Consider the following 17,765-nt stretch of genomic DNA (forward strand, 5'->3'; position numbering starts at 1 on the left):
GCCTAATGCAGCCGCGGGTTTGCACCCTGGCCCTTGTCGTCGATCAGCAGTCCGCGGTGGAAGCGGTCGAGCGTGAAGGGCGCGTTGAGGTCGTGCGGCTGGTCCTTGGCGATGGTCCAGGCGAAGCACCAGCCGGAAGCCGGCGTCGCCTTGAAGCCGCCATAGCACCAGCCGCAGTTGAGATACATGCCGGGCAGGGGGCCGGCGGTGATGATCGGCGAGCCGTCCATCGACATATCGCAAACACCGCCCCAGGAGCGCAGCATGCGCACGCGCGCGAGTCCCGGAAACAACGCCAGCATTTCACTCATCACCTCGTCGACGACAGGCAGATTGCCGCGCTGGGCGTAGCTGTTGTAGCCGTCGATGTCGCCGCCATAGATGAGGCCGCCCTTGTCCGACTGCGACATGTAGAAATGGCCCATGCCGAAGGTGACGACCGTGTCGATGAAGGGCTTCAGCGATTCCGTGACGAAGGCCTGCAGCACATGGCTCTCGATCGGCATCGTCTCGATGCCGGCCATCTGCATGACGCGTCCGGTGCTGCCGGCGACCGCCACGGCCACCTTCCTGGCGCGGATGTCGCCGCGCGAAGTGGTGACGCCGGATATGCGGTCGCCGTCGCGCAGGAAGCCGGTGACCTCGCAATTTTCGATGATGTCGACGCCGCGCCGGTCGGCGCCGCGCGCATAGCCCCAGGCCACCGCATCGTGGCGGGCGGTGCCTGCGCGGCGCTGCATCAGGCCGCCGACCACCGGGAAGCGAGCGCTGTCGGAGATATCGAGCGCCGGAATCAGGCGTTTGATCTCAGCCTTCGTCATCAGTTCGGCATCGACGCCGAGATGGCGCATGGCGTTGCCGCGCCTTGCATAGTCGTCGAACTGGGCCGGCGTGTGCGCCAGGTTCAGGCAGCCGCGCTGCGAGAACATGACATTGTAGTTGAGCTCGTGCGACAGGTTCTCCCACAGCTTCATCGAGTGTTCGTAGAAGCGGGTGTTGGCAGGCAGCAGATAATTCGAGCGCACGGCCGTGGTGTTGCGGCCGACATTGCCGGAACCGAGCCAGCCCTTTTCCACAACGGCGACATTGGTGATGCCGTGTTCCTTGGCAAGATAATAGGCGGTCGCCAGCCCATGACCGCCGCCACCGATGATGATGACGTCATAGGACGCCTTCGGGTCAGGCTTGCGCCATGCCGGCTTCCAATCCTTGTTTCCCTTGAGCGCGTTCGCGAGCAGCGAAAAGGCCGAGTACTCTGCCATTGATGTCATCCGGTTCGGGCGATGCGGCAGACTATAGAGCAGGCCGCATCCGCAAAGCCAATATTGCGCCATCGCCTTTCGACTGGCCGACGCCCGGGATGGGATCACTCGGCGTGAGTGATCGGTTGGGGCCAATGATCGGATGGGCTCGCGATACGACGGCTTGCCCCATGATAGGGCCGTCTTTATCAAGGACAGGCTTTCAAATTGCCTTTGCCGCCGATGAGTCGCCAACAAATCATGCTTTTCCGATTGCTTCGTCTCATCCTGGTACTCACGCTGGTCGTTTCGGCGCCGCTTTCGTTTGAGGCGATGGCGCAAGCGCTCGGCCAGGGCTCGGCCGGTTTGGTCGCCGATCAGCAAAAGGTCATCCAGGATCTAACGGCCAAGACGGACGATCTCGAGAAGAAGATACAGCAGGACGGTGAGGACGATGCCTCACTCGTGGAGATCCGTCTGCAGCTGGAGGATCTGTCGCGGGCGGCACTCACCAGTGCGCTGGTATTCCGCTCGCGGCTCACCGAGATCAACAATCGCATCGAGGTGCTGGGTCCTCCACCGGCGGCGGGCCAGCCGCAGGAGCCCGACATCGTGACGGGCGAGCGTCAGGCGCTTGCATCGGAAAAGGCCGAGATCAACGCGGTCGTTGCCAGCGCACAGAACCTGTCGATCCGCATCAGCGGGCTGATCGACAAGATCGGCAATATGCGCAGCGAGCTGTTCCGCAATCTTTTGACCAAGCGCTACGTGCTGTCGGATGCGCTCAGCCCGCAGGTGTTTTCCGACGCCCGCGACGAGTTCGGCAATCTCTACAAGGCGGTGTCGTCCTGGTTGAGCTTTGCCTTCAAGTTCAAGTTCCAGGCGATCCTGGCGGCAACCTTCGTGGCGCTCGGGCTGGCGCTGGTGCTGCTGGTCGGCGGCAGGCGCCTGTTCGGGCGGGTGTTCGAAGCCGACCCCACCAATGAGGACCCATCCTATCTCAGCCGCCTTTCGGTGGCCTTCTGGTCGACCTTGCTGCCGACGCTGGCGGTTGCCGCCTTTCTTGGATCGACGATTTTCTTTTTCAATTATTACAATGTGTTGCGCGGCGACATTGGGCTCTTCCTCAACGCGCTGGCGACCGTCATCGGCGTGGTGTTCTGCGTCAACCGGCTGACCAATGCGGCGCTGGAACCGCGGCTGCCGAACTGGCGCCTGATCCCGGTCGAAACCGGGCCGGCGCGCTGGCTGGTGCGCCTGGCCACCGCCATGGCCGTGGTCATCAGCGTCAACACCTTCCTGTCGGTGATCAACGACAAGATGGGTTCGCCGCTGTCGCTGACCATCGCCCGCAGTTTTGTCGCCACCATCATCGTCGGCATCATCCTGATCCTGATGGCGATGCTGAGGCCGTTCAAGGCGCGTGACGGAAGCTGGCGGCCCTGGCCGGCATGGCTGCGCTACTTGTCGTTGGGCCTTGGCCTATTCACCATCATAGCCGCCTTGCTCGGCTATATCGGCCTTGCTCTGTTCGTTTCGTTGCAGGTCGTCGTTACCGGCACCGCGCTGATCACCGCCTATATCGGCTTCCTGTCGGCGCAGGCGATCGGCGAGGAGGGTGCTTTCGCCAACACCTCCGTCGGGCGCTGGCTGTCGGCCAATTCCAGCTACGAGGATACGGCCCTCGACCAGCTCGGCCTTGTCGTCAGCGTTGCCATCAATGTGATGATCGTGCTGGTGTTCCTGCCGCTGATCCTGCTGATGTGGGGTTTCCAGCCCGGCGATATCCAGGCTTGGGCCTACAAGCTCGCAACCGGGATCAACATCGGCTCGGTGACGATCTCGGTCACCGGCATCCTCTCCGGCATCGTCGTCTTCGTCATAGGCTATTTCCTGACGCGGTGGTTCCAAGGCTGGCTCGACGGCTCGGTCATGGCGCGTGGCAAGGTCGATACCGGCGTGCGCAACTCGATCAGGCTGGCGGTCGGCTATGCCGGCGTCGCGCTGGCGGCACTGGTCGGCATCTCGGCGGCGGGCATCGACCTGTCCAGCCTGGCACTGGTCGCCGGCGCTCTTTCCCTCGGTATCGGCTTTGGCCTGCAGAACGTGGTGTCCAATTTCGTTTCCGGCCTGATCCTTCTGGCCGAGCGGCCGTTCAAGGTGGGCGACTGGATCGTTGCCGGCGACGTCAGCGGCACGGTCAAGAAGATCAGCGTGCGCGCCACCGAGATCGAAACCTTCCAGCGGCAATCGGTGATCCTGCCCAATTCGAACCTGATCAACAACGCCGTCGGCAACTGGACGCACCGCAACAAGCTCGGCCGCGTCGACATCAAGGTCGGCGTCGCCTATGGCAGCGACGTCAAGCAGGTTCATGCCGTCCTGCTGGAGATCGCCCGCAGCCACCCGATGGTGCTGAAGAACCCCGAACCCTTCGTGCTGTTTTCCAATTTCGGCCCTGCCGCCCTGGAATTCGAAATCCGCGTGTTCCTGGCCGACGTGATGAACGGCAACATCGCGCAGAACGACATCCGTTTTGCCGTCCTCGAAAAATTCAGCAGCGAACACATCGAGATCCCCTCGACGCCGCGCGCCGTGGTCGAGGCCCACAAGCCCAAGGCCTGGCCGACGGACGACGACAAGATCGAGGCCGACTTCGCCGAACAGGAGCAGATAAGGGCCGAAGCCGAGGCGGAGAAGAAGCGACTGGTCAAGTCTCGCAAAACCAAGAAGCCGGACCCGGACTAGGCTCGGACTCCGTCGACCTCAATCCTGCCCGGAATCGATTGCGGCATGAATGGGGCATTCAGTTGCGGTTCAGCTTCCATCTCATATAAGCTCCATGCAAAGGCGAAAATGCCTTGCCAATGCAACAGAGGCGGTGGGAACACCGATATTGCACCATGTGGAAGTCTCTCGTCGCTGCAGTCGCCCTGGTCGCCGCCATCGGCTCGGTCCATGCCGCGAGCGCGGTCAACAAGGACGCCGAGACCCGCACGCTGGTCGTAACGGAGGGCGGCAGCAAGACCGACCTTGCGCTGGCCGGTGGCGAAACGGTTGAGTTCTGCCCGAACGGCTGCTTCGTCACCTTGCCCAATGGCGATCTCGAAGCCCTGACCGGTTCGGAAACCGTCGAGATCTCGGGCGGTGTCGCCCGCATCAAGTAATCTTGGCGTCACGATTGTAGAGGCCGGGCATTTGCCCGGCCTTTTATCGTTTCCGGTAGCGGTTGTTTAACAATGACACCGGAAATACCGCCATGGCAGCCGCCTGCAACCGTGCGTTTTAACGTTCGCTACGCCATCGCCCGCTATACCAGCCTCAAGACGCCGAAAAGCGGCGCGCAACTCTACGCGGGCAGGGCAGGACGGACATGGATGCGCGATCGGACAGGAACGCAATACCGCTTGCGGTCGATCTCGACGGCACGCTGATCGCAACCGACCTGTTGTGGGAAGGGCTGTTCATCCTTCTCAAGAAGAACCCGCTCTATATCTTCCTCGTACCGTTCTGGATCGCCGGCGGGCCGGCGCGGCTGAAGCAGGCGATCGCGCAGCGCATCGACATCGATCCGGCATCGCTGCCCTATCGCGAGGTGCTGCTTTGCCGCCTCCGGACCGAGCACGCCGAGGGCCGCAAGATCGTGCTGGCGACCGGTACGCCGCGCAAGTTCGCCGACGCCATCGCGGCCCATCTCGGCATTTTCGACCAGGTGCTGGCCACCGATGGTCTCGCCAATCTCACCTCGGGCAGGAAGCGCGCCTCGCTGATCGCAGCCTATGGCGATGGCGGTTTCGACTACGCCGGCAACAGCCGCCATGACCTCCAGGTCTTCGATGCCGCACGCAACGCGATCGTCGTCGCGCCCGACCGCCATGCCGCGCGCTGGCAGGCGGCACATGGCGCCGAGACGGTGCCGGCGCCGAAGCCGACTTTGCGGACCATCGTCAAGATGCTGCGCGTGCATCAGTGGCTGAAGAATTCGCTGATCGCAGTGCCGATGGTGCTCTCGCATGAATATTTCAACACCGACATGATCTGGGAATGCCTGCTGGCATTCGTCTCGTTCAGCGCGGTGGCATCGGCCATCTACATCCTCAATGATTTCTTCGACCTCGCGCTCGACCGCAAACACCTTACCAAGCGCAACAGGCCGTTCGCCAGCGGTGCGCTGTCGATCCCGTTCGGACTTGGCGCGATCGCGGTGCTTCTGGCGATCGGCATCGGCACCGGGCTGTTCCTGTCGCCCGAATTCATGGCTGTGCTCGGCGGCTACATGGTCGTCACCACCGCCTATTCGCTGTCGTTCAAACGCATGCTGCTGGTCGATGTGCTGACGCTCGCCGGCCTCTACACGATCCGCGTCCTGGCCGGTGCGGCGGCGACCGGCGTCGACGTCTCGTTCTGGCTGCTGGCCTTCTCCATCTTCTTCTTCCTGTCGCTGGCGCTGGTGAAGCGCTTCGTCGAACTGCGCACCACCGCCATTCCCCCCGGCGAGCGCATTGCCGGTCGCGGCTATCGCACCGAAGACCAGGAGATCGTCGCCCAGGCCGGCATGGCCTCGGCCTTCTCCTCGGCGCTGGTGCTGGCGCTCTACATGGACAGTGTCGCGGTGCGGGAACTCTATCCGCATCCATGGCTGATCTGGCCGCTGGCGCCGATCGTGCTTTATCTCACCATGCGCGTCTGGATCCTGGCGCGCCGCAACGAGATGCATGACGATCCGGTCGTCTTCATCATCCGCGACTGGCGCAGCCAGATCGTGGTGCTGATCGGTGCGGTGATGCTGGTCATCGGGGGCTGGTAGGCATGGCCACGCAGCGGTTCCCGAGCTTTGGTCTTGCCACACCGCCGGCGCCACGCGCCATCGGTGCCGACGAGGCGATCGCGCTGCTGAAGGGCGGTCAGGCCAAGCCGGCGTCGCTGCTTGCCTATGGCAATGGCCGTTCTTACGGCGATTCCTGCCAGAACGGAGCCGGAGCGGTCGTCGACATGCGATCGCTGAACCGGATCCACGCCTTCAACGCCGAAACCGGTGTTCTCAAGGCGGATGCCGGCGTGCTGTTGTCCGACATCATCGCCCACGCTGCCCCCTACGGCTTCTTCCCCGCCGTTGTGCCAGGCACGCAATTCGTCACGCTCGGCGGGGCCATCGCCAATGACGTGCATGGCAAGAACCATCACCGGCGCGGCACCTTCGGCTGCCATGTCGAGAGCTTCACGCTGCTCAGGTCCGATGGAAGGACCCATCGCTGCTTGGCGACAGACAATGCGCGGCTGTTTGCGGCGACGATCGGCGGCATGGGGCTGACCGGCCTCATTCTGTCGGCCTCGATCCGGCTGATGCGGGTGCATTCCCTCGACATCGTCGAAAGGGCGACGCCGTTTCGTGACCTCTGCGAATTCTTCGACCTGGCCGCGGCGGCCGATCAGGCCAACGAATATGCGGTCGCCTGGATCGACCAGCTTGCCGGCGGTCGCAACAGCGGTCGCGGCCTGCTGCTCACTGGCAATCACGCCGAGCACGGCTCGCATGCCGCTTCGCGCGCCGGCGGCAATTTCTCGGTGCCGGTCCAGCCGCCGTTCAACGTGCTCAACCGGCCGTTCCTGACCGCCTTCAACGCTGCCTACAGGTGGAGGAAGAGCCGGGCAACGGTGCCGCGCCAGGCCGGCTACCAGGGCTTCTTCTTCCCGCTCGACGGCGTGCGCGATTGGAACCGGCTTTATGGGCCGAAAGGGCTGTTCCAGCACCAGAGCGTGGTGCCGGAACAGACGGCGCGCGAGGCCGTGCCGGCATTGCTGGCGGCTGCAAGGCAAGCCGGGCAGGGCTCGTTCCTCACGGTGCTGAAACGCTTCGGCTCCATCCGCTCGCCGGCGCTGCTGTCGTTTCCGCGTCCCGGCTACACGCTGACACTGGATTTCCCCAACAGGGGCGCCGCGACGCTGACACTGCTGCGGGAGCTCGACCGCATCACGGTCGAGGCCGGCGGCGCGGTCAATCCGTACAAGGACGCCCGCATGGGGGCCGAAATCTTCGCTTCGTCCTTTCCCGAATGGCAGCGGCTGGAAGCGCTCCGCGACCACGCCTTCATGTCCGACTTCTGGGCGCGCACTGCGAAGAAATTGGATGTGCGGCGAGGCTCGGTCGAGGCAGCCGAATAGATAAAATCCGAATAATTATTGGTTAACAGATGGTTGATAGCGCGATTCACTCAAAACAATGTTGGGACTTCACCAAATGTTTGCGGGTTTGTAGTAGGAAGTGTGAAGGGGTGGCTTGGAACTCATGAAATACATCGTCTTCATTCTCTTTACAGTCATGACCAATGCCGCGGCGCAGCTGATGCTGAAGCAAGGCATGATGTCGCTCGGACCGATCTCGTTCGAGGGCGTCAATCCGCTCGTCAAGCTGCTGCAGATCGTCTTCAGCCCCTGGGTGTTCCTTGGCCTGTGTACCTTCGTCATCTCGATGGCCTCGCACCTCTATGTGCTGTCCAAGGTCGAGCTCTCCTTCGCTTATCCGTTCCTCAGCCTCGCCTATGTTGCCGTCGCCATCTTCGCTTATTTCGTCTTCCGCGAGGACCTCAATGGCTGGCGGATCGCCGGCATCGCCTTCATCTGCGTCGGCACGGTGCTGATCGCGCAAAGTGGCCGGGATTTGGGTGGGCAAGGGCATGAGGACCAGGCCGCTTCCATCACGCCCGACAAGATCCAAGCAAACGAGATCCTTCGATGAGACATATAATTTTCGGCGGTGACGGTTTCGTCGGCCGCCATCTTGCCCCGAAGCTTGTGGCCGATGGTGAAGAGGTTGTCGTCGCCGACATCGTCAAGAGCGACCTGCCGCATTACCGCAGCGTCCGCTTTATCCAATGCGACGTCACCGATCCGGCCTCGGTCGCCGCGATTGGGCTGAAGGCCGACGACATGGTCTACAATTTGTCGGCCAAGATGCTGTCGCCGATCCAGGTGCGCGCCAAGCGGCATGACTTCTTCTTCCCTGTAAATTTCCATGGCACCGAGCACATCATGCAGGCCATGGACGGAGCCGGTGCGTCAAAACTCGTCCACTACACGACCGACATGATCTACGGCCACACGGTCACGCAGCCTATGACCGAGGAGCACCCGGTGGCGCCGCTGGGCGAATATGGCTGGTCGAAGCAGAAGACCGAGGAGCTGGCGGCCGAGTGGCGCAAGCGCGGCATGTCGATCTCGCTGTTTCGCCCGCGCCTGATCATCGGTCCCGGCCGGCTCGGCATTCTCGAAAAACTGTTCAAGCTGATCGACTGGAATTTTCCGGTGCCGATGATCGGTTCGGGCAGGAACCCTTATCAGTTCATCTCGGTGTTCGACTGCGCCGAAGCCGCCCGCGCGGCCTGGAAGGCCGGCGTGCCAAACGAGGCCTATAATCTGGGTTCACTCAATCCACCGCCGGTCAAGAAGCTGCTCGGCGATCTGATCAGGCATGCCGGCTCGAAATCGATCCTGATCCCGACACCGGGCTGGGCAGTCAAGCGCACGCTGGACCTGCTCGACCTGATGAACATGCCGATCATGGACCCAGAACAGTATCTGATCGCCGACGAGGAATGCGTGCTCGACGTGTCCAAGGCCGGGCGTCAGCTCGGCTGGGCGCCGCAATATCGCGACGAGGACATGCTGATCGCCGCCTATAGCGAGTACCGCGCCAAGAAAGCCGGTCTCGCGGTCGCCACCACACATGTGCCCGCCGAATAGCGGCTCGCAAAACAGCTTTCGTTGCGCACGATTGCGGTCGTGCGTGCAGACAGGAGATTGAAATGACCGTCATGGCCAAGCCCGAACAGACGAATGCGCGCACCATGGTCAGTGCGCCGGCGCTGTCGCCCGCCACCATCGCCAAGCCCAACCTGATCAGCGTCGAGCAGGCCAAGGCGATGGACGTCGCGGCAATGACCGACCTGTTCAAGGCGCATCTCAACCCCGGCCAGCTGCATTTCATGAAGCTGCTCGGCTTCCACAAGATCAAGATCGAGCGCGCCGAAGGCATGTTCTACATCGACCAGAACGGCCGCAAGATCCTCGACTTCTTCGGCGGCTTCGGTTCGCTGGCCTTTGGCCACAACCATCCGCGCATCCTGGAAGCACGCAAGAAATTCCAGGAGGAGAAGCGCCAGGAAATCGCCATCGCCTTCATGTCGCAATATGCGGCGGCACTTGCGCACAACATCGCCAAATGCTCGCCCGGCGATCTCGACATGGTGTTTCTGGGTTCGTCCGGCTCGGAAGCGATGGAAGCGGCGGTTAAGCTCGCCGAGCGCGCCGCCGGTCCGAAGCGGCCGAAGGTCGTCTATGCCGAGAATTCCTTCCATGGCAAGACCAAGGGCGTGCTCGGCATCACCGACGGCCAGCTCTACCGCGCCGACTTCAAGGTGGCCGAAAACACGGTCCGCATCCCGTTTGCCGACATCGAGGCGGTCGAGCGCCTGTTCCGTTCCGACCCGGAGGTCGGCGTCATCGTGCTGGAAACCATCCAGGGCGGCGGCGGCATCATCCAGGCGCCTGCCGAGTACTGGCAGAAGCTGCGCGCGTTGTGCGACCAGTATGGCGTGCTGTGGGTCGCTGACGAAGTGCAGTGCGGCTACGGCCGTTCGGGCCGCTTCTACGCCTTCGAACATTACGGCGTCGTTCCCGATGTTACGGCGCTGGCCAAGTCGCTCGGCGCCGGCAAGGCGGCGGTCGGCGCGATGATTGCGCGGCGCGAGGTCTACATGAAGGCCTATGGCACACCGAAAACGGCGATGATCCATGCCATGGCGACCTTCGGCGGAATGGGCGAGGCCTGCGTCACCTCGATCGAAGGGCTCAACGTGCTCTACGACGAGGGGCTGATCGACAATGCCGCCGTCACCGGCGACTATTTGCTGCAGCGCCTGCAGGCGCTCAGGGAAAAGTACCCGAAGATCATCAAGGATGTGCGCGGCAAGGGGTTTATGGTCGGCCTGGAGTTCCACGACTTCTCGCAGACCTTGCCGATGGTGCTGCGGCCGATCGTCAGCGTGCTCGACGACAAGCTGAAGGGCTCGCTGTCGGGCTTCGTCGGCGCGCTGCTGCTGCGCGACTACGACGTGCTGGTCGCCTTCACCGAGTACAACCGCAACGTCATCCGGCTGGAGCCGCCGTTGATCTGCCAGCGCGAGCATGTCGATCGCTTCGTCGATGCCTTCGACAGCCTGCTGTCGCGCGGCATCGTGTCGATCGTGAAGGATTTCGTCAAAAGCCAGGTTCGTTAAGCGAGTTCGCTGGGTACAACGATGCTGACCAAGTCGCCCGCTCCACAAAACCCACTCGACCGGCTCACCGGAGCCGGCCTGGCGTGGGGCGAGGGGACTTATGCGCGGCTGGCGGCACCGATCGGCGCTGCGGCCTTCGCGCTCTACATCCTTTTTACAGCGTTCACGGCATGGGTAATGCCCGACGCCAATTGGGACATGCTGCCCTATCTCGCTATATCGGAGGAGGGCACCTATCCCGATGCACAGGCGCTGCACGACTATGCCTACAACACAGTCAAATCGGGCGTTTCGGCAAGCGATTATAAGGCGCTGACCGATGATGGCGGCGGCTTCCGCAGCCACATGACAGAAAATGCCGCCGACTTCCATTCGCTGCTCGGCATGTACAGGATCAAGTTCCTCTACGCCGAGGTCCTGTCGACGATGAGCGCGGTGATATCGCCGGTCGAGGCGATGCGCCTAGTCTCAGTGGTCTCGGTTCTGCTGTTCGGCGCGATCGCCCTGATGTGGCTGCGCTCCGAGGGGGCACTGGCCTTGGCGCCTGTGGTCGGCGCGGTGCTGATCATGGCCGATTTCGGCGATGCGGCGCGCGCTTCGACGCCGGATCTGCTCACGTCAGCGCTGCTGCTCGGCGGGCTCTATGCCTATGATCGCGGGCGCGAGATGGCGACCGCGATCCTGCTCTTCCTCGCCTTCATGGTGCGCCCGGACAATATTGTTTTCCTTGCTGTTTTTGCCGTGCTGCTGGTCGCCTTTCGGCAGAAATCGTGGGGCGCGCTGGCCGGCTTTGCCGCTTCCCTCGTTGCCTATTTTGCCATCTCGCACTGGGCGCATCATCCCGGCTGGTGGCCGCATCTGTGGTTCTCCAGCATAGAGCAGCATTACAATATGGAAGAATTCGAGCCGCCATTCTCCATCGTTGCCTATCTCAGGGCATTTGCCACCTCGCTGCTGCGTGCCGTCAGCCTGAACAGCTGGGTCGGGGTGTCGGTGCTGGCACTGGCCGGCTGGTTTGCCGCCGCCCGCGCCGGCTTCCGCCTCGACCGCCGCGCCGGCATCCTGTTTGCGGCACTGGTGCTCGGCGCGCTGGCGAAGTTCACCGTCTTCCCGATCCACGACACGCGCATCTATTTCCCGCATCTGATCCCGCCATTCCTGCTGCTGGCGACGCCGCTCATGGCGTTGTGGGCGGCCGCGGCTCGCGGTCAGAATCGCGCTGCCATGCAAATCATTCCTGGAGACAAGTCATGAGTTCGCTATCCAGCCTGGCGCGCGTTGCCCTGTCGCTCGGTCTTCCCAGTGGCGTTCTCGACCGCGGACCATCGCTGCGCGGCACGAAGTTCCTGGCCAAGGCGGCGCTGAAGGCGCGGTTCGGTGGGGCAGGGCGGCCGTTCCAGATGGTCAATGTCGGCGCCTGCGACGGCGCGCTGTTCGACGATGTGACGCCGTGGCTGCACCGCATAGCTGGCGCACGCGCGATGCTGGTCGAGCCGATCCCGTACAATCAGAAACGGCTGCGCGCCAATTATCCCGACACCGGCCGGTTCATCATCGAGCCGGTGGCGGTGACAAAGGCCAAGGGGACGATCACCGTCCACACCTTCGATGCCGCCGCGCTCGAGTCCGGCACGCTGCCCATCGAATTCATCGGCTGTTCGTCGGTCACCGACACCAATCTGATGTCGGGCAAGAATGCCTGGGGCGAGGCCGACGCCAACTTCAACAAGTTCGCCCCGCACCTCAGGGACATCGAGGTGCCATCCGAGACCTTGCAGACGCTGCTCGACCGCAACGGCATCATCCATATCGATGCCTTCCTCGTCGATTGCGAGGGCGCCGACTGGATCGTCTTCGAACAGCTCGACCTCAAGCGCTACCGCCCCGGCATGATCAAGGTCGAGGTTGGCGCGCTGCCGGCCGCCGAGATCGGCCAGGTCGTGGTCAAGCTGAAGACATCAGGCTATCAGGTCGGCTTCCAGGCCGAAGACATCTGGGCCTTCGCCTGAGTTAGCCCACCGAAAAGCGAACCGCCCCAGGCGCCCGATGTGAAGCATTCTGCCGTCTGGTCGCTCGGCTTTTTGCCAATGTCGCAAACAGGCTTCAATCGCCCTGCCGCTCCGCCCTATAGTCCGCCCGCTTTATCACTTTGGAGTCGCGGGCAATGGCAGAGTTTCCGAAAAAGGCGAGGGTCGTCATCGTCGGCCTGGGCGGTATTGTCGGCGCATCGATCGCCCATCACCTGATCGAACGCGGCTGGGATGACATTGTCGGCATCGACAAATCAGGCATCCCGACCGATATCGGCTCGACGGCGCACGCCTCCGACTTCTGCTACACCACCAGCCACGATTTCCTGTCGTGCTGGACGACGCTCTACTCCATCGATTTCTACGAGAAGATGGGTCATTACGCGCGTATCGGCGGCCTCGAGGTCGCGCGTGTCGGCGACGACAGCCGAATGGAAGAAATCAAGCGCAAGATCGCCTCGGCCAAGGCGTTTGGCACGCGCGCGCGCCTGATCGAGCCGGCCGAGATCAAGGAAAAATTTCCGCTCATCGAAGAAGCGATTGTTCAAGGTGGTCTTTGGGATCCCGATGCCGGTCTGGTCATCCCGCGTTCGCAGACGGTCGCCGGCAAGCTGGTCGACCAGGCGGAAGCGTCGGGCAAGCTCAAATCCTTCGCCAACACATCGGCCCGGTCGCTGGTCGTCAAGGACGGCCGCATATCAGGCGTGGTAACGGACCGCGGCACCATCGAGGCCGACTATGTCGTCGTCTGCGCCGGGATTTGGGGCCGGCTGATAGCGGAAATGGTCGGCGAAGACCTGCCGGTCATGCCGATCGACCATCCGCTGACCTTCTTCGGCCCCTACAACGAGTTCGCCGGCACCGGCAAGGAGATCGGCTGGCCGCTGCTGCGCGACCAGGGCAACTCGGCCTATATGCGCGACACCGGTGATCCCAAGACCGCCGAGGGCGGGCAGATCGAATGGGGTTATTACGAAGAGACCAATCCGCGCCTTTGCCACCCGCGCGACCTGCTGGAGAAGGACCAGGCGCGGCTTTCGCCGTCGCAACGCGATCTCGACATGGAACAGATCCTGGCGCCGCTCGAACGCGCCATGGAACTGACGCCGATCCTCGGCGAACTCGGCTATAATGAGAGCCATTCGTTCAATGGACTTCTCCAGGTAACCGCGGATGGCGGCCCGTCGATGGGCGAAAGCCAGAAGGTGCGGGGTCTGTGGTATGCCGTTGCCATCTGGGTCAAGGATGGTCCCGGCATGGGCAAGCTGATCGCCGACTGGATGACCGACGGCCGCACCGCAATCGATCACCATGCCATCGACTATGCACGGTTCTATCCGCACCAGACCAAGGAGCAGTTCATCTGGGACCGCTGCACCGAGACGGCGATGAAGGTCTACAATCCGGCGGTACATCCGCGCGAGCCGTTCTCCAAGGCCCGCAATATCCGGCGCTCGCCGTTCTGGGAGCGCGAGAAGGAACTCGGCGGTTATTTCATGGAACTCGGCGGCTGGGAGCGCGCCCACGGCTATGCCGCCAACGAGCATCTCCTGGAGAAATACGGCAACCGGGTGCCGGTGCGTGAGAACGAATGGGACAACCGCCATTTCTGGCGCGTCTCCAATGCCGAACATCTCGCCATGAGCGAGGATTGCGGCATCGTCAACCTGTCGCATTTCGCCATGTACGACATCGAAGGTCCAGACCATGTCGCGCTGCTGGAATGGTTGTGCGCAGCCAAGATTGGCGGCGACAACAACATCGGCAAGGGCATCTACACCCACTTCCTCGACGAGGAAGGCATGGTGCGGGCCGACTTTACCGTCATTCGCATGGCCGACCGCTGTCGTTTGATCGACGGCGCGGACGCTGGCCCGCGCGACTTCCAGTACATGCGCCGCACGGCACAGGACAAAGGTTTCGACGTCACCATCACCGACGTGACCGAGAACTATGTGACCATCGGCATCTGGGGGCCGAACGCCCGGGCGACCTTGCAGAAGGTGGTCGAAAACCCGGACGGGCTCTCTGTTGAGAACTTCCCATTCGCGGCGATCAAGCCGGTCCGGATCGGCGGCAAGGACGTCACCGCTTTCCGCATCTCCTATGTCGGCGAGCAGGGCTGGGAACTGCATATGCGCTACCAGGACGGTCTCGCTGTGTGGGACGCGCTGCGCTCGACCGGCGTGATGCCTTTCGGCGTCGAGACCTATGCCAACACGCGCCGCATGGAAAAGAGCCTACGCCTGCAGAACGCCGACCTTCTGACCGAGTACAATCTGCTCGAAGCGGATCTCGCTCGTCCAAAGGTCAAGGAGAACGATTTCTGCGGCAAGGCGAAGCACGTCGAATACCGCGCCCGCGAGCAACAACCGGCCATGCTGTGCACGCTGGTGATGACCGAGAATGTCGATTCCAAAGGCGTTGCCCGCTATCCCGTCGGCACCATGCCGGTGATGGATCCGAAGACCGGCGAGACGCTGGTCGACGAACTCGGCCGGCGGTCCTTCACCACCTCGATGGCCTATGGCCCGACCATCGGCAAGAATATCGGTCTTGCCTATCTGCCGTGGGCGTACGCCCAGGAAGGCCGCAAGCTCACGATCGAGTATTTCGGTGAGACATATCCGGTCGAAGTGGCGGCTGTCGGCTACAAGCCGCTCTACGATCCGGAGAATTTGAAGCCGCGCAGCTGATTGCTAGCCGGCGCAAAGGGCATGAAGGCAAAAGCCTGGCCATCGGCCGGGCTTTTCTCTTTTTAAGCCGACGGTTTTCGCTTACCTTCGCGGCATGTCTGCTTTTGCCTGCGCAAGACATTTCCTTTCAGGCTGCGCCGCGTTCGCACTGACGCTCTGGTTGACGCCTGCGGCCCAAGCTGACGAGCCCGTCGATGTCGAGCTGGTGCTGGCCGTCGATGTCTCGCTGTCGATGTCTCCGGACGAACTCGAGATCCAGCGTCACGGCTACGCCGCGGCACTGACGCACGACAATGTGCTGCAGGCCATTGCCGATGGCGCTTATGGCAAGATCGCCGTCACCTATGTCGAATGGGCCGGCACCAACTGGCAGCGCGTCATCGTGCCGTGGACGGTGATCGCCAGCCGCACCGACGCCGAGCGGGTGGTTGCGCAACTATCCGCTCAGCCGCCCAACAGCGCGCGGCGCACCTCGATCTCCGGAGCGCTGGAGTTCGGCAACGACCTGTTCGCCGAAAGCGGCTACCAGGGCACGAAGCGGGTCATCGACATTTCGGGCGATGGCCCCAACAATCAAGGCGCGCCGGTCAACCTGACCCGCGACGATCTGATCAAGCAAGGCATCGTCATCAACGGCCTGCCGCTGATGACGCGAGGCGGTTTTTCCGGCGCCTACGACATCAGCAATCTCGATCGCTACTACAGCGACTGCGTCATCGGCGGACCCGGAGCCTTCATGATTCCGGTCAATGACTGGACGCAGTTTCCCGAAGCCATCCGTCGCAAGCTGGTGCTGGAACTCGCCGGCCCGGCCTCGCCGCAATGGGCGGCAGAAGAAGCCACGCATCCGCCGGTGGTATTGGCGCAGGACAAGCCCGCCACCGACTGCCTGGTCGGCGAGAAAATGTGGCGCAACCGCAGCTGGATGTTTGACAGCCGCTAGGCGACCGAAGCATTGGCAAATTGGCCGGACCGCGCTATCCAGTCGGAGGGGCCGCGGCAAAAACCGAGGAAACATCAGATGAAACGTCTAGCCATCCTGACTGCTGTCGCGTCCGTGCTTTTTGCCGACGCCGCCAGCGCCCAATACAATGATGAGCCCGCCTGCATGATGTTCGAGCACGCGAATTTTCGCGGTCGGTCCATCGGTATGGGCCCCGACGATTCCGTGAACTTTCGCGGCGGCCAGTTCTGGAACGACCGTGTGTCGTCGGTGATTGTGCGCCGGGGTTGCACACTCATTGCCTATGAGGACTCCCGGATGGGTGGCCGCTCGATCGAGATCCGGCGCCGGATCCGCGATTTCGGCGGCAGCGACTGGAATGACCGTATATCGTCGGCGGAGTGCACCTGCGACGATTATTGAGGCCATTTTGGATTAGCCACGATGGATTTCTGGCGGTGGTAGCCATTGGCCGACAGCAGAGCCGGGCCTGCCGGTTGCCTCACCAAGCTGTTCATTGACAAGCCGATTGGCGTCTGTGAGACAATTCCCCAGCAAAAACAAAAGGGGAACCGACATGAACAGGATCGCCGTTCTTACCGCAACTCTGACACTTGCCGCCGGCCTGTCCGCACCGGCGATGGCTGCCACCTCGGTCACTATCGGCATCAGCGGCTGGACAGGCTTCGCGCCGCTGACGCTTGCGAAGCAGGCGGGCATCTTCGAGAAACACGGACTCGACGTGACCTTGAAAAAGGTGCCGCAAGCGAGCCGGCCGCTCGCCATCGCCAGCGGCGACCTGCAATGCGCGGCCACCACGGTGGAGACCTGGCTGGTGTGGAACGCCAGCGGCGTCACCACCAAGCAGATCTTCCAGCTCGACAAATCCTACGGCGCCGACGGCATCGTCGCCCGCAACAACATCAAGACCGTCGCCGATCTCAAGGGCAAGAACGTCGCGTCATCGGCGCCGGGCACGTCGCCCTATTTCATGCTCGCCTGGGTGCTGAACAAGAACGGCATGTCGACGAAGGACGTCACCGTCGTCAATCTGGAGCCTGATGCGGCGGCGCAAGCTTTCCTCGCCAGGCAGAACGACGCCGCCGTCACCTACGAGCCGTTCATCTCGGCGGTGCGCGACAAGTCGGACCAGGGCCATATCCTGGCGACGACGCTCGACTACCCGATGGTGCTCGACACGGTGGGCTGCACACCCGAATTCCTGAAAACCAATCCGGATGCCGCCAAGGCGCTGGCCGACAGCTATTTTGATGCACTCGACCTGATCAAGAGCGATCCGCAGAAATCCTACGAGACCATGGGTGCCGACGTGAAACAGTCGGCCAAGGAATTCGAGGATTCGGCGAAATACCTGAAATGGGCCGACCGGGCGGAGAACAAACAGTTCTTCACCAAGGAATTCCAGGACTTTTCCAAGACCGCCGGCGAACTGCTGCTGCAGATGGGACTGATCAAGGAAGCGCCCGACGTCACCACGTTGGCTGACACCAGCGCGGTTTCGAACTGATCGTTCGGCCTTTGACCATCAAGCGGCGGCGCCTGGCGCTGCCGCCTTCTCT

At 62.6% G+C, this 17,765-nt stretch carries 14 protein-coding genes; 13 read left to right on the forward strand and 1 reads right to left on the reverse strand.

Annotated elements, in window-relative coordinates:
• Window positions 1–2 precede the first annotated feature (2 nt).
• Complete coding sequence (locus AC0NIL_RS17215) at window positions 3–1,262, reverse strand: sarcosine oxidase subunit beta (RefSeq protein ID WP_275952807.1); 1,260 nt, start codon at window positions 1,260–1,262, stop codon at window positions 3–5.
• 240 nt (window positions 1,263–1,502) lie between these two features.
• Here AC0NIL_RS17215 and AC0NIL_RS17220 point away from each other — a divergent pair, with 240 nt between their 5' ends.
• The 13 genes from AC0NIL_RS17220 (at window position 1,503) to AC0NIL_RS17280 (ending at window position 17,713) form a co-directional block, all read left to right on the forward strand.
• Window positions 1,503–3,989, forward strand: coding sequence for a mechanosensitive ion channel family protein (locus AC0NIL_RS17220; protein WP_275952808.1), 2,487 nt, complete (start codon window positions 1,503–1,505; stop codon window positions 3,987–3,989).
• 155 nt (window positions 3,990–4,144) lie between these two features.
• The gene (locus tag AC0NIL_RS17225; protein ID WP_023812335.1) at window positions 4,145–4,408 is read left to right on the forward strand and encodes a hypothetical protein; all 264 of its coding nucleotides are present in this window, start codon (window positions 4,145–4,147) and stop codon (window positions 4,406–4,408) included.
• Window positions 4,409–4,614: 206 nt separating this feature from the next.
• On the forward strand, window positions 4,615–6,048 hold the full coding sequence (locus tag AC0NIL_RS17230; RefSeq protein WP_013531146.1) for a UbiA family prenyltransferase: 1,434 nt from the start codon (window positions 4,615–4,617) through the stop codon (window positions 6,046–6,048).
• A gap of 2 nt (window positions 6,049–6,050) precedes the next feature.
• Complete coding sequence (locus AC0NIL_RS17235; RefSeq protein WP_275952809.1) at window positions 6,051–7,403, forward strand: FAD-binding oxidoreductase; 1,353 nt, start codon at window positions 6,051–6,053, stop codon at window positions 7,401–7,403.
• Window positions 7,404–7,527: 124 nt separating this feature from the next.
• Window positions 7,528–7,977 carry an EamA family transporter gene (locus AC0NIL_RS17240; RefSeq protein WP_127369135.1) on the forward strand — a complete coding sequence of 150 codons (450 nt, stop codon included), beginning with the start codon at window positions 7,528–7,530 and terminating at the stop codon, window positions 7,975–7,977.
• Complete coding sequence (locus AC0NIL_RS17245; RefSeq protein ID WP_275952810.1) at window positions 7,974–8,981, forward strand: NAD-dependent epimerase/dehydratase family protein; 1,008 nt, start codon at window positions 7,974–7,976, stop codon at window positions 8,979–8,981. The genes AC0NIL_RS17240 and AC0NIL_RS17245 overlap by 4 nt, the downstream gene beginning before the upstream one ends.
• Before the next feature lie 104 nt (window positions 8,982–9,085).
• Entirely contained in the window at window positions 9,086–10,516 is a 1,431-nt protein-coding gene (locus AC0NIL_RS17250) for an aspartate aminotransferase family protein (protein ID WP_174299086.1), read from the forward strand.
• A 21-nt stretch (window positions 10,517–10,537) separates the two neighbouring features.
• Window positions 10,538–11,770 (forward strand): hypothetical protein, encoded by a 1,233-nt coding sequence (locus AC0NIL_RS17255; protein ID WP_473573118.1) that lies wholly within the window; start codon window positions 10,538–10,540, stop codon window positions 11,768–11,770.
• Window positions 11,767–12,525, forward strand: a complete 759-nt coding sequence (locus AC0NIL_RS17260; protein WP_024501322.1) for an FkbM family methyltransferase — start codon at window positions 11,767–11,769, stop codon at window positions 12,523–12,525. The genes AC0NIL_RS17255 and AC0NIL_RS17260 overlap by 4 nt, the downstream gene beginning before the upstream one ends.
• A gap of 155 nt (window positions 12,526–12,680) precedes the next feature.
• A complete protein-coding gene (locus AC0NIL_RS17265; RefSeq protein ID WP_473573116.1) occupies window positions 12,681–15,242 on the forward strand; it encodes a GcvT family protein in 2,562 nt (853 codons plus the stop codon).
• 94 nt (window positions 15,243–15,336) lie between these two features.
• Window positions 15,337–16,185, forward strand: a complete 849-nt coding sequence (locus tag AC0NIL_RS17270) for a DUF1194 domain-containing protein (protein WP_473573114.1) — start codon at window positions 15,337–15,339, stop codon at window positions 16,183–16,185.
• A 78-nt stretch (window positions 16,186–16,263) separates the two neighbouring features.
• The gene (locus tag AC0NIL_RS17275) at window positions 16,264–16,608 is read left to right on the forward strand and encodes a peptidase inhibitor family I36 protein (RefSeq protein ID WP_024501320.1); all 345 of its coding nucleotides are present in this window, start codon (window positions 16,264–16,266) and stop codon (window positions 16,606–16,608) included.
• Between the two features lie 154 nt (window positions 16,609–16,762).
• Entirely contained in the window at window positions 16,763–17,713 is a 951-nt protein-coding gene (locus tag AC0NIL_RS17280) for an ABC transporter substrate-binding protein (protein WP_473573112.1), read from the forward strand.
• Window positions 17,714–17,765 lie beyond the last annotated feature (52 nt).

Source organism: Mesorhizobium sp. WSM1343 (assembly GCF_055901535.1).

Bases quoted from the DNA above. Each gene is read 5' to 3' on its own strand.
- AC0NIL_RS17275 (WP_024501320.1), top strand. From the start codon at position 16,264: ATGAAACGTCTAGCCATCCTGACTGCTGTCGCGTCCGTGCTTTTTGCC.
- AC0NIL_RS17225 (WP_023812335.1), top strand. From the start codon at position 4,145: ATGTGGAAGTCTCTCGTCGCTGCAGTCGCCCTGGTCGCCGCCATCGGC.
- AC0NIL_RS17250 (WP_174299086.1), top strand. From the start codon at position 9,086: ATGGTCAGTGCGCCGGCGCTGTCGCCCGCCACCATCGCCAAGCCCAAC.
- AC0NIL_RS17270 (WP_473573114.1), top strand. From the start codon at position 15,337: ATGTCTGCTTTTGCCTGCGCAAGACATTTCCTTTCAGGCTGCGCCGCG.
- AC0NIL_RS17235 (WP_275952809.1), top strand. From the start codon at position 6,051: ATGGCCACGCAGCGGTTCCCGAGCTTTGGTCTTGCCACACCGCCGGCG.
- AC0NIL_RS17245 (WP_275952810.1), top strand. From the start codon at position 7,974: ATGAGACATATAATTTTCGGCGGTGACGGTTTCGTCGGCCGCCATCTT.
- AC0NIL_RS17220 (WP_275952808.1), top strand. From the start codon at position 1,503: ATGCTTTTCCGATTGCTTCGTCTCATCCTGGTACTCACGCTGGTCGTT.
- AC0NIL_RS17255 (WP_473573118.1), top strand. From the start codon at position 10,538: ATGCTGACCAAGTCGCCCGCTCCACAAAACCCACTCGACCGGCTCACC.
- AC0NIL_RS17265 (WP_473573116.1), top strand. From the start codon at position 12,681: ATGGCAGAGTTTCCGAAAAAGGCGAGGGTCGTCATCGTCGGCCTGGGC.
- AC0NIL_RS17260 (WP_024501322.1), top strand. From the start codon at position 11,767: ATGAGTTCGCTATCCAGCCTGGCGCGCGTTGCCCTGTCGCTCGGTCTT.
- AC0NIL_RS17215 (WP_275952807.1), bottom strand. From the start codon at position 1,262: ATGGCAGAGTACTCGGCCTTTTCGCTGCTCGCGAACGCGCTCAAGGGA.
- AC0NIL_RS17230 (WP_013531146.1), top strand. From the start codon at position 4,615: ATGGATGCGCGATCGGACAGGAACGCAATACCGCTTGCGGTCGATCTC.
- AC0NIL_RS17280 (WP_473573112.1), top strand. From the start codon at position 16,763: ATGAACAGGATCGCCGTTCTTACCGCAACTCTGACACTTGCCGCCGGC.
- AC0NIL_RS17240 (WP_127369135.1), top strand. From the start codon at position 7,528: ATGAAATACATCGTCTTCATTCTCTTTACAGTCATGACCAATGCCGCG.